The organism is Stenotrophomonas sp. Steno-Z1 (assembly GCF_056393175.1).
In genome coordinates this window covers 581,991-597,238 of the sequence record NZ_JBWJPB010000002.1, presented here as the reverse complement: position 1 = coordinate 597,238, position 15,248 = coordinate 581,991, and the positions used below count along the sequence as shown (strand labels likewise).

17 protein-coding genes and 1 tRNA gene are annotated in these 15,248 nt (G+C 67.0%); 4 read left to right on the top strand and 14 right to left on the bottom strand.

Annotation, left to right across the window (positions count from 1 at the left end):
* Positions 1-28: 28 nt before the first annotated feature.
* The 5 genes from AC06FD_RS09470 to AC06FD_RS09450 all read right to left on the bottom strand — a co-directional run bounded on the left by AC06FD_RS09470 (position 29) and on the right by AC06FD_RS09450 (position 5,310).
* Complete coding sequence (locus tag AC06FD_RS09470) at positions 29-526, bottom strand: GNAT family N-acetyltransferase (protein ID WP_478077631.1); 498 nt, start codon at positions 524-526, stop codon at positions 29-31.
* Complete coding sequence (locus AC06FD_RS09465; protein ID WP_478077630.1) at positions 526-2,148, bottom strand: FMN-binding glutamate synthase family protein; 1,623 nt, start codon at positions 2,146-2,148, stop codon at positions 526-528. The genes AC06FD_RS09470 and AC06FD_RS09465 overlap by 1 nt, the downstream gene beginning before the upstream one ends.
* Positions 2,149-2,178: 30 nt before the next feature.
* Positions 2,179-3,465 carry a nucleotide sugar dehydrogenase gene (locus AC06FD_RS09460; RefSeq protein ID WP_478077629.1) on the bottom strand — a complete coding sequence of 429 codons (1,287 nt, stop codon included), beginning with the start codon at positions 3,463-3,465 and terminating at the stop codon, positions 2,179-2,181.
* A gap of 294 nt (positions 3,466-3,759) precedes the next feature.
* The gene (locus AC06FD_RS09455; protein ID WP_394164656.1) at positions 3,760-4,215 is read right to left on the bottom strand and encodes a BLUF domain-containing protein; all 456 of its coding nucleotides are present in this window, start codon (positions 4,213-4,215) and stop codon (positions 3,760-3,762) included.
* A gap of 111 nt (positions 4,216-4,326) precedes the next feature.
* Positions 4,327-5,310, bottom strand: coding sequence for a TraB/GumN family protein (locus AC06FD_RS09450; RefSeq protein ID WP_478077628.1), 984 nt, complete (start codon positions 5,308-5,310; stop codon positions 4,327-4,329).
* A 105-nt stretch (positions 5,311-5,415) separates the two neighbouring features.
* Between AC06FD_RS09450 and AC06FD_RS09445 the strand changes: the two genes are divergently transcribed.
* On the top strand, positions 5,416-5,928 hold the full coding sequence (locus AC06FD_RS09445) for a phosphohydrolase (protein WP_394164658.1): 513 nt from the start codon (positions 5,416-5,418) through the stop codon (positions 5,926-5,928).
* Here AC06FD_RS09445 and AC06FD_RS09440 read toward each other — a convergent pair whose 3' ends face one another.
* Positions 5,929-6,651 carry a glutathione S-transferase family protein gene (locus tag AC06FD_RS09440; protein WP_478077627.1) on the bottom strand — a complete coding sequence of 241 codons (723 nt, stop codon included), beginning with the start codon at positions 6,649-6,651 and terminating at the stop codon, positions 5,929-5,931.
* A gap of 61 nt (positions 6,652-6,712) precedes the next feature.
* On the opposite strand from AC06FD_RS09440, the gene AC06FD_RS09435 reads away from it, so the two are divergent.
* On the top strand, positions 6,713-7,156 hold the full coding sequence (locus AC06FD_RS09435) for a hypothetical protein (RefSeq protein WP_478077626.1): 444 nt from the start codon (positions 6,713-6,715) through the stop codon (positions 7,154-7,156).
* Positions 7,157-7,186: 30 nt separating this feature from the next.
* On the opposite strand, the gene AC06FD_RS09430 is transcribed toward AC06FD_RS09435, so the two are convergent.
* From AC06FD_RS09430 to AC06FD_RS09420, 3 genes are all read right to left on the bottom strand, one after another.
* A tRNA-Leu gene (locus tag AC06FD_RS09430) sits at positions 7,187-7,273 on the bottom strand.
* A gap of 330 nt (positions 7,274-7,603) precedes the next feature.
* The gene (hemN, locus tag AC06FD_RS09425; protein WP_394164660.1) at positions 7,604-9,013 is read right to left on the bottom strand and encodes an oxygen-independent coproporphyrinogen III oxidase; all 1,410 of its coding nucleotides are present in this window, start codon (positions 9,011-9,013) and stop codon (positions 7,604-7,606) included.
* 44 nt (positions 9,014-9,057) lie between these two features.
* Positions 9,058-9,510, bottom strand: a complete 453-nt coding sequence (locus AC06FD_RS09420; RefSeq protein ID WP_259204478.1) for a group III truncated hemoglobin — start codon at positions 9,508-9,510, stop codon at positions 9,058-9,060.
* 199 nt (positions 9,511-9,709) lie between these two features.
* On the opposite strand from AC06FD_RS09420, the gene AC06FD_RS09415 reads away from it, so the two are divergent.
* Positions 9,710-10,006: a hypothetical protein gene (locus AC06FD_RS09415; RefSeq protein WP_478077625.1), complete on the top strand. Its 297-nt coding sequence runs from the start codon at positions 9,710-9,712 to the stop codon at positions 10,004-10,006.
* Positions 10,007-10,008: 2 nt separating this feature from the next.
* A complete protein-coding gene (locus AC06FD_RS09410; RefSeq protein WP_478077624.1) occupies positions 10,009-11,100 on the top strand; it encodes a 4Fe-4S dicluster domain-containing protein in 1,092 nt (363 codons plus the stop codon).
* Between the two features lie 58 nt (positions 11,101-11,158).
* Here the strand turns inward: AC06FD_RS09410 and AC06FD_RS09405 are convergent, their stop codons facing one another.
* The 5 genes from AC06FD_RS09405 to AC06FD_RS09385 form a co-directional block, all read right to left on the bottom strand.
* Complete coding sequence (locus AC06FD_RS09405; protein ID WP_259204473.1) at positions 11,159-11,395, bottom strand: hypothetical protein; 237 nt, start codon at positions 11,393-11,395, stop codon at positions 11,159-11,161.
* Positions 11,396-11,658: 263 nt separating this feature from the next.
* Positions 11,659-11,877: a hypothetical protein gene (locus tag AC06FD_RS09400; protein WP_394164663.1), complete on the bottom strand. Its 219-nt coding sequence runs from the start codon at positions 11,875-11,877 to the stop codon at positions 11,659-11,661.
* 87 nt (positions 11,878-11,964) lie between these two features.
* Positions 11,965-12,414 (bottom strand): BLUF domain-containing protein, encoded by a 450-nt coding sequence (locus tag AC06FD_RS09395; RefSeq protein ID WP_394164664.1) that lies wholly within the window; start codon positions 12,412-12,414, stop codon positions 11,965-11,967.
* 261 nt (positions 12,415-12,675) lie between these two features.
* Positions 12,676-13,107 (bottom strand): hypothetical protein, encoded by a 432-nt coding sequence (locus AC06FD_RS09390; RefSeq protein ID WP_478077623.1) that lies wholly within the window; start codon positions 13,105-13,107, stop codon positions 12,676-12,678.
* 163 nt (positions 13,108-13,270) lie between these two features.
* Positions 13,271-14,284, bottom strand: coding sequence for a hypothetical protein (locus AC06FD_RS09385; protein WP_478077622.1), 1,014 nt, complete (start codon positions 14,282-14,284; stop codon positions 13,271-13,273).
* Positions 14,285-15,248 lie beyond the last annotated feature (964 nt).

The following is a 15,248-nucleotide window of genomic DNA, read 5'->3' as shown; positions in this document are numbered from 1 at the left end:
GGCCCCCTGCGCCGTCATCCGGCCGGCATCAACCGCGCTGCATGCGCACCGAGGCCAGGGCGATGCCGCTGGGGTGCGGGTAGGTTTCTTCGCGGAGGGCCACGAACCCGGCGCGTTGGTAGAACGGCACGGCGTTGAGCGATGCCGACAACACCAACGGCCGGCCCGGATCGGCCAGCGCCTGCATCGCCCCCATCAGCCGCATGCCGATCCCGCGCCCGCCGCAGTCGGGATCCACGAACAACGCGTCGATCTCGTTGCCGTCGCGGTCGATCACCGCATACCCCAGCAGCCGCCCCTGCGCGTCCTCGGCGACGATGCAGCCGCCCTGCGCGATCAGTGCGTGGTAGTGCGCCGGCGGCGGCGAGGCCGACCAGGGTGCGATCACCTCCGGCGGATACGCCGCGCTGCACAGCTCACGCACGCAGCGCGTGCGCAGCGCCCACAACCGGTCGGCGTCGTCCAGCCGGCCCGCCCGCAGCACGGCAGTACCGGCATCCCGCGCTGGCGATGCATGCCCGGTCATCATCGCGACTTGCTGCTGCGCAGCGCCTGGATGCGCGCCGGTGGCTGGAACGAATCGCTGCGCGCATCGCTCCAGTAGTCATGGAAGACCGCGTGGTCGGGCACCTGGCGCAGCAGCTCGCCCGGGCTGAGGTAGCGGTACAGCGACGCCAGCGAGCGGATTTCCACCGGCGACACCCGACGCAGGATGTGCTCGGGCCCCAGCTCGGCAGGATGATTGAGGCCCGCCGCGCACAGCAGGTCGCGCAGCGCGCGCACGGTGTTGTCGTGGTAACGGTGCACGCGGGTGGCCTTGTCGGCGGCGTCCAGGTGGCGCCAGCGGTGCGGGTCCTGGGTGGCGATGCCGGTCGGGCATTTGTCGCTGTGGCAACTCAGCGACTGGATGCAGCCCAGCGCGAACATGAAGCCGCGCCCGGCGTTGCACCAGTCCGCGCCCAGCGCGATGGTCCGGGCGATCTCGAACGCGCTGGTGACCTTGCCCGCAGCGCCGACCTTGATCCGCTCGCGCAGGTCCAGCCCGACCAGCGTGTTGTGCACCAGCAGCAGGGCTTCGTGCATCGGCACGCCCACGTGGTCGATGAACTCGGCCGGGGCCGCACCGGTCCCGCCCTCGGCCCCGTCGACCACGATGAAGTCCGGCAGCAGTTGGGTTTCCTGCATCGCCTTGGCGATGCCGAACCATTCCCACGGATGGCCGATGGCCAGTTTGAACCCGACCGGCTTGCCACCGGACAACTCGCGCAGGCGCGCGACGAACTGCAGCAGTTCCACCGGCGTGCTGAAGGCCGAATGCTTCGACGGCGAGACACAGTCCACGCCCATCGGCACGCCCCGGGTGATCGAGATTTCCTCGCTGACCTTGGCCGCCGGCAATACCCCGCCATGGCCGGGCTTGGCGCCCTGCGACAGCTTGATCTCGATCATCTTGACCTGGTCGGTGTTGGCATTGGCCACGAACTTTTCTTCGCTGAAACGGCCCGCCTCATCGCGGCAGCCGAAGTAGCCCGAGCCGATCTCCCAGACCAGGTCCCCGCCCATTTCCCGGTGATAGGGCGAGATCGAGCCTTCGCCGGTGTCGTGGTAGAAGCTGCCGCGGCGCGCGCCCTCGTTGAGGGCGCGGATCGCGTTGGCCGACAGCGAGCCGAAGCTCATCGCCGAGATGTTGAACACGCTGGCCGAGTATGGCTTGGCGCAGTTCGGGCCGATCAACACGCGGAAATCGCTGTGCGCGATCTCGGTCGGCGCCAGCGAATGGTTGATCCACTCGTAATCCACCGCGTAGGTGCTGCGCAGCGTGCCGAACGGCACCACGTCCATTTCGTTCTTGGCGCGCTGGTAGATCAGCGCGCGCTGCTGGCGCGAGAACGGCACGTCCTCCAGGTCGCTCTGCACGAAGTACTGGCGGATCTCCGGGCCGATCGACTCCAGGCCGTAGCGGAAATGCGCCATCACCGGGTAGTTGCGCCGCAGCGTGCTGCGCGTCTGCAGCAGATCCCAGGTGCCCAGCACGACCAGCGCCGCGCTGGTGCCGACGCCCCAGTACCAGGCCGGCCAGATCGTGGCCAGCCACAGGCAGACCGGGAACAGCAGGATGGCGAGCACGTAGACCAGGTAACGATGCATGGCTTTCCTCGATCAATAACGCCGTCGAGTCTACAACCGGTCGTCGACCACGTCGCGCGGCCAGACCGATTTGACGTCGTACACCACGCCGTCCGGCTTGAGCAGCGCACGCACGCTGCCGGCGTCGAACGCCCGGAACTCGTCGTGCGCCACCGCCAGCACCACCGCGTCGAAGACACCCGGATCGGCGCGCTCCACCCACTGCACGCCACTCTCGGCCAGCACCGCCGGCCCCACCCACGGGTCCTGCACGTCCACCTGCGCACCGCTGGCGCCCAGCGCCTGGGCCAGTTCCAGCGCACGGCTGTTGCGCAGGTCCGGGCAGTTTTCCTTGAAGGTCACCCCCAGCACCAGGATGCGCGCCCCCATCGGTGCCTTGCCGCGTCCTTCCAGCAGGGCCAGCACGCGCTGTGCCACGTGCGCACCGACCCGGTTGTTGACCTGGCGCGCGGTGTGGATCAGGTCCGGGTGGTAACCGACGCTTTCGGACTTGTGCAGCAGGTAGTACGGGTCCACGCCGATGCAGTGGCCGCCGACCAGGCCCGGGCGGAACGGCAGGAAATTCCATTTGCTGCCGGCGGCGTCGAGCACGTCCTGGGTATCGATGCCGAGCTTGTCGAAAATCAGCGCCAGTTCGTTGACCAGGGCGATGTTGACGTCGCGCTGGATGTTCTCGATCACCTTGGCTGCCTCGGCCACGCGGATCGACGGCGCCGGCCAGGTGCCGGCGGTAATGATCGCGGCATACAGCGCGTCCACGACCTCGGCGACCTCGGCGGTCGAGCCGGAGGTGATCTTGCGGATGTCCGGCAGGCGCCGCTGGCGGTCGCCCGGGTTGATCCGCTCCGGGCTGTAACCGCAGTAGAAGTCGTGGTTGAAGCGCAGCCCCGACCCGGCTTCCAGCAGCGGCACGCACACCTCTTCGGTGGTGCCCGGGTACACGGTGGATTCGTAGATGACCAGGTCGCCGGGCTTGAGCACCCCGGCGATCAGCGTGGAGGCACTGCGCAGCGGCCCGAGGTCGGGCTGCTCGAAGGCATCGATGGGGGTGGGCACGGTGACGATGTAGACATTGCACCCCGCCAGCTCGGCCGGATCGGCGCTGTAACGCGCCTGCCCGGCCGCCGCCAGCTCGTGCGGCTCCATCTCCAGGGTGTGGTCATGGCCCTGCTGCAGTTCCAGCACGCGTGCACGGTCGATGTCGTAGCCGAGCGTGGGTTGGTGGCAGCCAAAGGCGACAGTCAGCGGCAGGCCGACGTAACCCAGCCCGATCACCCCGATCCGCGCGTCGGTCGCAGCGCCGATGGCGGCCGCCATCAGCCCTGCCCCCGCGCAACGCAGGAACAGGAGGAGGTGCGGGGACGGCGGGAAAGACTCATGGAGGGCGGCGCCAGGAAACGAATAGCGCAAGCCTAACGCGGGAGGGCCCCGGCCACAAAGAACAAAGCCGCCGCCCGCGGAGAGTACGGACGACGGCCAACAAGTGGTCCAGCTGCGGTTACTACCCTTTCAGAACAGCCTGTCGGAATTTCCGCAGGACCGGTCACAGCTGGTAGACAGATGCTAGGCGACCACCCGTGAGAATCATGTTACGAGGATCGAACCGTTCCGTTACGACCCCAGCATCACCGCGGCAGGTTCGAGCTCGCCCGAGTCGCCGGTCCACAGCGACAGCAGTCGAGCGAAGCCGACCCGCGCCTGGCCATCGACCGGCGCGGCGGCACTGAAGCCATCCCACGGACGGTCGATCATCGCCGTGAGCACTGCCGGCTCGATCGCCGCGGAGGTCATGGTCCAGCGCGGGAAGTGCCGCGCCGCGACCGGCCCGCGCGCCAGTTCGCGCAGGCACAGGTGGCTGCGCGCATTGGCCACGCGCTGGTAGACCGAATCGACCCCGTCCTCGGGGCCTTCGAAATACTGCAGGAAGCGGGTGCCATCGAACATCAGCACCCCGGTGACACCGGCCATCTTGTTGAAGCTGGACGCGGCCGACAGGATCCGATCGATATCCGATGCCTGGATCCCTTCGAAGGCGACGCTGGTATAGGCGATCGCACGCAACGGCATGCAGGTGAAGCCCCCTGTGAACTGCCCTGACTATGCCACGAACCCTGACGTCGGGATAGATGAATACCGTGCGCGGAGACGCCGGCAACCGTGCGCCTCCCGCTCGCAGGATCAGGGCGCCTGCACCTCGTAGCCGGCCTGTTGCAGGCGTGCCAGATACCCCTCGGGCGCTACCAGGGAATGCGCCGGGACGACCGCGAAGGTGGTGCGGTTGCGGGCCAGCGCGGCGCGCGCCACCTGCTGCCATTTGTCCGCCGCCTGCCGGTCCACCGCGGCCAGGCCGCGGCGACGCCCGAACGGGCTCTCGGCGATCGCGCCAACGCAGGCGTCGTACTGGCTTTGCAGGGCCAGCCGCTGCAGCGCCTCGGTGTCGCCCATCGACCAGGCGTTGGCGCGCTCGACCAGCAGCGGCAACTGGTGTTCCACCACATCCAGGGTGCGCTCCAGGCACTGCACATCCTGCAGCGGACTGGCGCGCGCTTCCTTCAGCGCCTGGCGCGGATCATCGACCCGGATCACCACCCGGGTCACCACCGGCTTCAGGCCGCGCGCCTTGTAGGCCTTGTCCAGCACAGCGGAAACCGGCGAGCCGCGGCCGAGCCCGACCGACTTGAGCGCCGCGGTATACAGCCGCGTGGCCGCCACCAGCGGGCGGTCTTTCTCCACGCCCCGGTCGCGTCCCAGGTAACGCTGCTTGAGTGCCAGCCACCGGGTGTAGGTCGCGGCCGGCAGGATTTCCTCCAGGCGCCGTCCCTGCGGATCATGCGCGGCTTTCATCGCCGAAGGCAGCAGGGTCAGCCCCTTGAAGAACCCTACGTCGGCATCCAGCGTCCAGCCCGGCGGCCCCAGTACTTCATCGGCACTGGCCACCACCGCCTCGACCTCGTCGGCGCGCCAGTCCAGCTTGGCCGGCAGGGGCGATACGGTGCCGAGGATCCACAGCACGTGGCCGTCGCGGGCCGTCACTTTCCACATGCCAGGCCCGGGCTGCACCCCCGAGACCACCACCGGTGCAAGGTCGACGACGGCCGCCTGCCCGGCCGCCGCCGGCGGTGCGGGCTGTGCGTTGATCCCCGCCGCGCACAGCATCGCCATGCTCACCGCCACCGTCGTCCTTGCCCACGCCGCGCTCGCCATGCTGCCTTGCCTGTGATGGAGTCGTGCGCAGCCTACGGGGAGCCGGGTGCGGCTGCGTAAAGTTTGCGTTGCCCCTGCCCTGCACGGCCCGGGCGGCATAATGCGACACCGCCCTTCAACGGAGTAGGCCCCATCGACACCCTGCGCAATGCCGAAGCCCTGGCGCGCCGCGCGCATGCCAGCCAGACCGACAAGGCCGGCCGGCCCTACATCGGCCACGTCGCGCGCGTGGCCGCGCGGGTGCACGGCGATGCCGACGCCGAAGCAGTCGCCTGGCTGCACGACGTGGTGGAAGACTGCCCGGCGTTCGCCAACGAGGTGGACGCGTTCCCGCTGCACATCCGCACGGCGGTGGCCTGCCTGACCCGGCGCAAGGACCTGCCAGCCGACACCTACTACGCTGCCATCCGCGCCAATCCGCTGGCACTGAAGGTCAAGCTGGCCGACATCGCCGACAACAGCGATCCTGCACGCCTGCACTACCTGCCGGACGCGATGCGCCAGCGGCTGGCCGACAAGTACACGCACGCCCTGGCCGCGCTCGGTGCCGCGACGACGGCCCCCACCAGCACCTGATCAGGCCGGATCGGGGCCCTGCCGGTAAGGCTCTTCGAACGGGCGGAAGTCGTGCTCGGCGAGCGCATCGGCCACCCACCGGGCCACGCCCGGCAAGGCCAGCACCGCCGCCATGTAGGCCTGCACGCGCGCGCTGACCGGCACCGCGTAGGTCTTCAGCCGCATCACCACCGGGGCAAAGAACGCGTCGGCAATGCTGAAGCCGTCGAACAGCAGCGGCCCGCCGTGGCGCGCCAGCAGTGCCTCCCACAGAGACTGCAGGCGCTCCAGGTCCTCCAGCACCGCCGGCTGCTCACGCAGCACGCGTACGCCCACCGCCGGCAGATGCGCTTCGATGTTCATCGGGAAATGCTGGCGCAGCGCACCGAAGCCGCTGTGCATCTGCGCGCAGACGCTGCGCGCCAGGGCGCGCGTGGCCACGTCCCGCGGCCACAGTGCCTTGTCCGGGAAGCGCTCGGCCAGGTACTCGGCAATGGCCAGGGTGTCCCACACGACCAGGCCGTCGTCGACCAGCACCGGCACGGTCGCCGACGGCGACAGCGCGGTGGCCTGCCGCTTGAACTGCGACGCCGGATCGAAGCTGTCGAAGCGCAGCAGCACCTCCTCGAACGGGATGCCGGCCTGGGTCATCAGTACCCACGGGCGCATCGACCAGGACGAGTAGTTCTTGTTGCCGATATGGAGGGTGAGCATGGCGGCACCGGGCAGGATGGGAATGCCCATGCTACCGGCAACGCAGGACACCGGCAGGCGCAATCGGCCGCGCCATCAGAACCGCCCTGGAATGCGCTATCGTCGTGCGGACACGGCGAAAAGGACACCCGCTCGATGGTCGGTTACCTGCACAGCCTGCTCATTCTTCTTTCGCTCCCCCCCGGCGGCGGCAGAGGACGTCCAAGGAAAGGTCTACGACGCGTTTTCCGTCGTGCAGCACGGCAAGCCAAAGGGCGACGTGTTCGTCTACTCCGCGGCGATGGCCACCGACTCGGACCCGATTGTCATCAGCGTGCAGGGGCGGGACCTAAGACCCCGCGATAAAACGCTCCGGACCGATCTCCAGAAAAACTGGCTGTCGCTCAACGTGCCGGAGCAATTCGAGTTCGAGGACCGCAGCCTGGCCTCCTGCCCACTGCAGCCGGGGCGGCAAACAGCCAGGTGCAACGCCTATGCGTTCCGCGACGGTGACACCGTCCGCACGTTGTATTTCCGCGTGGACAACTGGCCCTGACCGACCGGTGCGTCGGGGTGCTTGCCGCGTTGGTGCCCGGAGCCGGAATCGAACCGGCATGGGGTTGCCCCCGGCGGATTTTAAGTCCGATGCGTCTACCAATTTCGCCATCCGGGCAGCGCCGCGCATAGGGTGCCTGATCGCGCCCGGTTTGGGAATGCAGGCTGCCTCGCCGTGCCGGCAACAGCACCTGCGTGGGGGCGTCGGGGTGGGAGAGAATGGGTACGTTCTCGCGCGGTATCCCTGGCGCAGCCAGCAGGCTCGCCACCGACGGGATTCCAGTCATGGCTGCGCGTTGATCCCGGTAGCGGTCTGGCGCACGTCCGGTGCCTGCGCCTCGGGTGCCGATGCCGCGGTAGTGACGGCATCTTCTTCATCCAACGCGCCGCTCACCGTGGCCGGCGCAGGGTACGGCACTATTGCGCCGGTCGACACCGATGACGCGGCTCAGATCGCCCGCGAGTAGCGCACCGGCTGGTCCGGGCGTGCCAGGTAGCGGTCGAAGCACATGGCCAGCAGGCGCAGCAGGGGCCGGCCGCGTTCGGTGCTGCGCACCACACCGTCGGTGTACTCGGCCAGCCCATCGTCCTGCAGGCGCTGCAGCGCGATCAACGCATCGGCGAAATACACCTCGAAGTCCACGCCGTGGCGGCGCGCCAGTGCACGCCCATCCACCTGCCCCTGGCACATCAACTGGCCGATCAGTTCGGCGCGCAGCGTGTCGTCGGCATCCAGGTGCAGGCCGCGCCACACCGGCAGGCGTCCGGCATCCACCGCGTCCTCCCAGCCCGGAAGGTCGCGCGGGTTCTGGCTGTAGGTATCGCCGATGTGGCTGATCGCGCTCGCCCCCAACCCGACCAGGTCGGTGTCGGCATGCGTGGTATAGCCCATGAAGTTGCGGTGCAGCTGCCCGGCGCGCTGCGCCTGCGACAGGTCTTCCCCGGGCAGGGCGAAGTGGTCCATGCCGATGTACTGGTAGCCGGCCAGCGTCAGGCGGCGCACTGCCAGACCGAGCAGGGCCAGCTTCTGCTCCGGACTGGGCAGCGCCGCATCGGGAATCTGCCGCTGCGCCTTGAACAGGTGCGGCAGGTGCGCGTAACCGTAGATCGCCAGCCGGTCAGGGCGTTCGCGCAAGACCGTTTCCAGCGTCTGCGCGAAGCCCGCCGGGGTCTGGTGCGGCAAGCCGTAGATCAGGTCGACGTTGACCGAGCGCAGGCCGTGATCGCGGCATGCCCGCAGGATGTCCAGGGTCTGATCGACGTCCTGTTCGCGGTTGATCGCACGCTGCACCGCCGGATCGAAATCCTGGATGCCCAGGCTGGCGCGGGTGAAGCCAAGCTCGGCCAGGCCGGCGATATCGGCGCGGGTGACGAAACGCGGGTCCAGTTCGATGGACACGTCGCGGCTGTCGGCCGCGCTGAAGCGGAACCGCTGGCGCAGCCCGTCGACCAGCGCGCGCAGTTGCGCGGCGGCCAGGAAATTGGGCGTACCGCCGCCCAGGTGCAGCTGGATGACCTCGCGCGACGGATCGAACAACGGCGCGATCCGGTCCGCCTCGCGGAGCACGCGCGCCACGTAGGCCACGCCGCGGCCGTGGTCGCGGGTGATCACGCGGTTGCACCCGCAGTAGAAGCAGGGGCTGCTGCAGTACGGCACGTGCACATACAGCGACAGGGCGCGGGCGCGTGCGTTGCTGGCGTGGATCGCCGCGTGCAGCTGCTGCTCGCCGAAGCCGTCATGGAAATGCGGCGCGGCCGGATAGGAGGTGTAACGCGGGCCGGGGCGGTCGTGGCGACGCAGCAGGTCCGGGTCGAAGTGCCAGGCGAGGCCGGCGGCGGCAGGCGGGATCGTGTGCATGCCGTCAGGGTGCGCGCGCGCGGGCAGCCGCGCATTGAGCCAGATCAATCCAGCCGCGGGGTTCCTGCCGGCATGACACCGGCGACCGGCAACTGCGGCCAGCGCAGCATCTGGAAGCGGCGCCAGAAGGTATCGGCGATACGCGTGGCGACATCGTCGGCCAGGCGTTGCATGGGCAGGTTGCCGCTCTCGGCCGTGGTCTGTCGGAACAACGCCAGCCAACGATCGAACAGATCGCGGTCGAGTTCATCCATGGCCATGTGCTTGGGCATCGGCGCGCCGCTGAAACGGCGGGTGCCGCGCAGCATCGCCGACCAGAAATCCACCAGCTGGGCCAGGTGCGCGTCCCAATCGTCCACGCGCGCGGCGAACACCGGCGCCAGGCGCGCTTCGCCACGCACGCGCGCATAGAAATCGTGCACCAGCCGGGTGACTTCCTGCTCGCTGCACAACGCCAGCGAGGGCGTGGGCAGCGCGGTGGCGGACGGGTCCAGCATGGGGGAGTCCTCTGCGGCGGCGGTCCGCGGCGTGTGCAGCGCAGGATGCGCGCGCAGGCCCCTCGGTGCCTTGATCAGGATCAATGTCGGCGCTGTAGTGCCGCCCTAGTCTGTGAGCCTCGACAACCTGCGCGCCGGCGCACCACGACCGTGGCCAAGTATAGCCGCGCCCTGCCCTCCCCTCCTGACCGTGGCCGCAATGACCGACCTGCACCTCCCGCCCGCGCCCAGCCGCCGCCGGCAGTTGATCCAGCAATGGGGCGCCATCCTGTGGCCCAGCTTCGTCGCTGCGGGCCTGGCCTGCATGGTGTTCTTCGCCTTCGTCGATCCCCTCATGCTGCGCGACATCAGCTTCCCGCAGCACGCGCTCAGCCGCGAGCTGGGCTACACGCTGGGCTTCTTCATGTTCTGGGCCGTGACCGCCGCGGCCAGCAGCGTGACCTGGTACCTGTTGCGGCCGATGCGCCGCGACGTCGACGACGTGCCGTTGGGCTGACCATGCCGCGGCGACTGCACCTGCAGCTGGTCGAGCCCGCGACCGCCTCCCCGCCCTCGCCGCGGCCGCGCCGGGCGCTGCGCTGGCGCGCCCTGTTGTCGGCCGCGTTGCTGACCCTGTTCTACCTGCTGCCGTGGCTGCGCTGGGAGGGCCGCCAGGCCCTGCTGTTCGACCTGCCCGCGCGACGCTTCGACCTGTTCGGCCTGACCCTCTGGCCGCAGGACCTGGGCGTGCTGCTCGGCCTGTTGGCGGTGCTGGCCACCGGGCTGGTGCTGCTCACCACCCTGTCTGGCCGGGTCTGGTGCGGGTACGGCTGCCCGCAGACCCTGTGGAGCGCGCTGTTCCGCCGGATCGAGCGCACCACCGCCCGGCATCTGCGCCATCCGCGGCTGGCACGCGCAGCCAAGCACGCGGCGTGGGCACTGGTGGCGGCATGGACCGGGATCACCTTCGTCGGCCTGTTCACCCCGATCCAGGACCTGGTGGACGCCCGGTGGCCGAGCGCGTGGAGTGCCTGGGTCACCTTCTGGGTGCTGTTCTACGCCCTGGCCACCTGGGGCAACGCGGGCTTCCTGCGCGAGCAGGTCTGCATCGACCTGTGCCCGTTCGCGCGGGCCTGCCCCAGCCTGTGCGATGCCGATACCCCGCAGGTGCACTACGACGCGCGCCGGGGCGAGCCGCGCGGCCCGCGCGCGCCCGGCCAAGGGGCCGTAATGCAGCGCGGACGTGGCCTGCTCGATCCGGTCAGCGCCAACGATTACGCGTTTCGCGCCGCACACCCGGCGCTGGCCGGCCCGATGCCGCGCTTCCCCGATGACCGCCTCGGCGACTGCGTGGATTGCGCGGCCTGCGTGCAGGTGTGCCCGATGGCGCTGGATATCCGCAGCGGCCCGCATCCGGATTGCATTGCCTGTGGCGCCTGTGTGGATGCGTGCGACGCGCAGATGCGCGCCTCGGGCTTCCCGACCGGGCTGATCGGCCATGCCAGTCTCAACCGCACCCGCCAGCGCCCCACGCGCTGGCTGCGTCCGCGCACGCTCACGGCGCTGGCCACCCTGCTGGTGCTGCTGGGTATCGGCCTGCATCGGTTGTAAGCACGGGTTCCCCGCGTCTTGCCTGCCATCGATGGATGGCCCGGTCCCCCAACCGGAATCAGCGCGTGCGCGTGGTTCGCGGCGGCACCATCTGCGCCCGCCGGACGATGCCCAGCTGCTCGATGATCAACGCCAGCTCATTGGTGACCTGGGTGCGACTGCGCCCCTTGGGCACCAACCGCTCCAGTACCTGTTGATAGGTCGTCCAGAACTCCGGGCCGCAGCCATGCTTGCTGTAACTGGCTTCCAGCTCGGTGCGCACGCCGTCAGCCAAGTCATGTACGCCGTATTGCATACGACCTCCCTTGGACCTGCCCTGCATCGGAGACGAGCAACCACCCTGTTTGCAGCTTGTCGCGCAAAGACAACAAAGACCCCCGGCCAGCGAAGAATTCACTTGCGATTCACCCGAAATTTGCACGGTCTTCGCACGAAGTCAATCGCCGCGTGGGTCGCAGCCGGAGAAGTCGCTGAATGGTTCATCCCGGTGCGCTCGCGCATAGGCAGCATGCCCGGGGGCGGTGACAGGGTGATGTCAGCGCGGCACGGGCGGCGCGCTCAGCTCCCCAGCCGCCAGGCGCCATACACGCCGATGCCGATCCCGGCCAGCAGCAGCGCCCACACCAGGCCGTTGAAGCGCTTCAGCGCCTTGGCCAGCACCAGCGAGAACGCGATGGCGGCCAGCCCGATCAGCACCCACACCACACCACTCACGTTGCTGGGCGACGCCCAGAACGAACCGGGCGCGCCGGCGGCAAACAACAGGGCCAGAGCCATCAACGCAACCTCTTGGGGGGACCGGCGTCCATCTTGGTCAGCCCATCGTCCTGAACAGGTGAAGGTCCATGGCCCCCGCTGGCAGGCTCATCCCCCGGCGGGGACGGGCGGCGGCAGTTCCAGGGTGCGCACCACCAGCCCAAGCAGTTGGCTCAGCGCACCCTCGGCGGGTGGGCCCTGCTCCAGCCCGCGTGCGAAGCCGGCCCAGTCGCCGGCCGACAACTGCTGGATCAATGCCGGATCCACCGCCAGCCAGCGCATGCCCCAATAGGGAAAGTAGCGCTGCGGCACCCAGCCGCGGCTCAGCTCGGTGATTTCCCCGTGGCTGCGGGCCTGGCGCACACGCTCGTGGACCGCGGCCACGCCGTCCTCGGGGCCTTCGAAGTACTGCAGGAACCGTTGGCCATCGAACAGCAATACCCCGGTGACTCCGGCGAGGGAGTTGAAGCGGGTAGCGTCCTCGACCAACGTATCCAGCATGCTGCTGGACAATCCGGCGGACGCCTCACTGACGTAGGCAATCGCGCGAAGTGGCATCGGCTGTATCCTTGAAATAGGCGGTCATGCTGTCACTTTCAGACAGATGAATAAAGCCGCTGACTGAAGCGTTCAGATAAAGTCAGGGCAGCGACGCGGCGGGCGGCGGTCCAACGCAAAGAGCCCGCTTGCGCGGGCTCTTGCTTGACTCTGGAAGCCTGGACGGGAATCGAACCCATCTCAACGGATTTGCAGGCGGAATCGAATTCAATGACAGCAAGGCTTTCGAGGCCTTGCCACTCCCTCTGCCACTGAAGCGCGTTATTTCATGTAACGACGGTTGCTCTCTTCGATCTTTTCGGCCAATTCATCAGCCAAATGAGCATCGTGCAATTCGAAAATCTGAACAGGAAGCAAAGTAGCCCGCACAACCGACTGACTTAGAGATCCGCCCAAGGCGGCCAGCGTCACCGAGTGAAATAGCGTTGGCAAGCCGCAGAAATAGACTACCAAGTAGACCAGGCTAAGTACGGCTACGGCCAAAGCAAATGCCAACGTTACGGCTTGGGAGACCAAAAGGTAGCGGAGTCGCGCCCCGTATCCCCTGAGAGCCTCCACATCCAGCGCATGCGTGGTGCCTAGGCGCCCAGTAAAGAGCATCAGAGTCACAAGAAAGCCAACAAGCAATCCGCTGAAGGCGAGTACCCCCCCAAAGATAGCCGCAAGTGCACCCTCGCTGAAGCCCATGACCAAGCTGGACGCCAAGGCAGCGGGTATCGCCCCACATCCGAAGACAAGGACACTCCAGAGAATGTTGCGTCGGGCCTCATCTACGGACGGAGAACGAAACGCACCCATTGAACGAACGACCTGAAGCCAAGTCGCCCACTCTGACGGAATGAGTTGATTAAACCGTTCAGTCCACTGTCGCAGAGACCGGCGCATCCGTATTGAACTGTCCCGAGTCATTGATGAGGCGCCACCCATTCCGCGCGATTCGAAGCTCATCCAAATAGCTCCACAAGCCTTCGATTAGTTCACTCATGTGCAAGACACCAGCGTTGTCCATAGTCACGGAGACCTGGAACCGCGCCTTGTAGTTGCCTACCGCACTAATGCGATTTCCATCCCTAAGCTCAAGTGTGATCTTGTCCAGAGGTGAGTCTTCCTCTAACGATTCATTGACAGCATTAACCACATCGTCCGTGTCCAGCGCGTCATTGTCCGGAGACTCCCAGATTGCCGAGAATTTGGAAGCGTTGCCCACTCGGTTCTTGCCAGCTCGTAGCGGTGAGGTCCATCCATCTTCGCCTGGATCGGCACCATCCACCATCCGCAAAAATACCTTCTGAACTCCCCTACCTCGCTGAATCGCCAAACGAAGGTCAGAGTTCGCCACGTCCAGCAACTCTATGGTCGGGTAGGACTTCGCTGGATTTCCGTACCGCAGAAGATTCCGAAACAACCTGCCCAGAAGCTTCTCCACTGCACCAACACCACCGCTGCCCTTTACATTCTCCACAAGCACCGTCTCACCAAGAGCGACGCAGCGACAGATAGTTACAATCTCACGCACCTGCCCGGTCGAATCTCGTACTTGCTCCGTGGTGATATCGGGTTCGTCGGCAGAAAAATCGAGTGCAATTTGATCCGGAGCATGGCCGTTGATATAACTCCCCACCTCGAAATACACGCCACGCTGGTCGCCATGGGGCCGGGCCCCGATTCTGCGGATGAAGGAACAAGCCACGCCGGCATCCAGCACTCCGGTCGGCGGGACGACGGGCCAATGCCGCCTAGACCAGGTGGGCGCCACATTCTTCAGTTCAACTAGAAGCGCATCAATCGGCAATGGCAGGAAATCTCTCCTGCGGCCGGTCTTGAAACGCACCTTCTTCGCGTAAATCGTCTTTAGTACCTGTCTTGACACCTTACCCGCCCCCTTAGCTCCTTGCGAGGGGGGGGATTATGCAGCAAAGCTGACTGTGGCCCGCGAAGCGAGCGTTAGTATTAACACTAAATGAAGCATCCATCTGGAGGCGAAGGGCCGACACTCAACAGCCTGTCGCAGACTTTTATGTTGCTTAAGTTCAGCAAGCGTCAGTCGCTTTTGAACCGGATCCGACTTGGGGGGGACCACCAACCGCCCTACAGCTTGATTGAGCGGGATGCTGGCTGATACCCGACGGCCAAACCGCCGCCCGGCGTAACGCTTGCCCGCTCGGTGCTGGCCCCTTGAGCTTTCTTTTCTGGCCAGCGCTTTCTGCAGCAAAGCGCGACACAGATTCCACCGGCTACGACTGCAAGCTGGCGATCCCTCTGTTGTTGCGCCACAGCCCTAAGCTCTCACCGTGCTGCATCCGGCCTTGGGGGGTGCGCGAGCATGAATTCGGTGGCTTGGCATGGGGAGCATGGCGCGCAAGATGCAGACTGGGACCTCAGATTCCGCGACCGGTCGTCATCGGTCTGAGAAGGTGTCGACGCGGCGCTGCTCAGGCACCCCGGTTGAGTTGCCAACGGCTCCGGATCCGACAGGGATAGGTTGCCCGCTCGGACCTAGTAGTGCCACCAGTGAACTCGACGATGGTCCGTAGGTGGCTTCTGGCGGGCCTGTCGGGGTGCACGCCGCGCAAAGGTAAGCGACCGGGCCGGGGAGCATGGTTCGGGCAACTAGGTCGTGGGAGGACACAAGTCTCTGCTCGACTCAGACAACCTGAGCACGTTCACCGTGATCACCGAGGATAGCAGCGGCGTGTCGGCGGACATTCACGACCGCGTGCCGGTGTGGCGCCGCCCAAGCCAGGCATGGATCGCTGCGGCGCCTCTTCCGGGCCACCCTAGCCTTCTAACTCGCGTCAACGCACTCGGCACATGCTGAAGCGACTTCGCCAGTC

Bases quoted from the DNA above. Each gene is read 5' to 3' on its own strand.
- AC06FD_RS09470 (WP_478077631.1), bottom strand. From the start codon at position 526: ATGACCGGGCATGCATCGCCAGCGCGGGATGCCGGTACTGCCGTGCTG.
- AC06FD_RS09465 (WP_478077630.1), bottom strand. From the start codon at position 2,148: ATGCATCGTTACCTGGTCTACGTGCTCGCCATCCTGCTGTTCCCGGTC.
- AC06FD_RS09460 (WP_478077629.1), bottom strand. From the start codon at position 3,465: ATGGCGGCCGCCATCGGCGCTGCGACCGACGCGCGGATCGGGGTGATC.
- AC06FD_RS09455 (WP_394164656.1), bottom strand. From the start codon at position 4,215: ATGCCGTTGCGTGCGATCGCCTATACCAGCGTCGCCTTCGAAGGGATC.
- AC06FD_RS09450 (WP_478077628.1), bottom strand. From the start codon at position 5,310: ATGGCGATGCTGTGCGCGGCGGGGATCAACGCACAGCCCGCACCGCCG.
- AC06FD_RS09440 (WP_478077627.1), bottom strand. From the start codon at position 6,651: ATGGGCATTCCCATCCTGCCCGGTGCCGCCATGCTCACCCTCCATATC.
- AC06FD_RS09435 (WP_478077626.1), top strand. From the start codon at position 6,713: ATGCGCTATCGTCGTGCGGACACGGCGAAAAGGACACCCGCTCGATGG.
- hemN (WP_394164660.1), bottom strand. From the start codon at position 9,013: ATGCACACGATCCCGCCTGCCGCCGCCGGCCTCGCCTGGCACTTCGAC.
- AC06FD_RS09420 (WP_259204478.1), bottom strand. From the start codon at position 9,510: ATGCTGGACCCGTCCGCCACCGCGCTGCCCACGCCCTCGCTGGCGTTG.
- AC06FD_RS09415 (WP_478077625.1), top strand. From the start codon at position 9,710: ATGACCGACCTGCACCTCCCGCCCGCGCCCAGCCGCCGCCGGCAGTTG.
- AC06FD_RS09410 (WP_478077624.1), top strand. From the start codon at position 10,009: ATGCCGCGGCGACTGCACCTGCAGCTGGTCGAGCCCGCGACCGCCTCC.
- AC06FD_RS09405 (WP_259204473.1), bottom strand. From the start codon at position 11,395: ATGCAATACGGCGTACATGACTTGGCTGACGGCGTGCGCACCGAGCTG.
- AC06FD_RS09400 (WP_394164663.1), bottom strand. From the start codon at position 11,877: ATGGCTCTGGCCCTGTTGTTTGCCGCCGGCGCGCCCGGTTCGTTCTGG.
- AC06FD_RS09395 (WP_394164664.1), bottom strand. From the start codon at position 12,414: ATGCCACTTCGCGCGATTGCCTACGTCAGTGAGGCGTCCGCCGGATTG.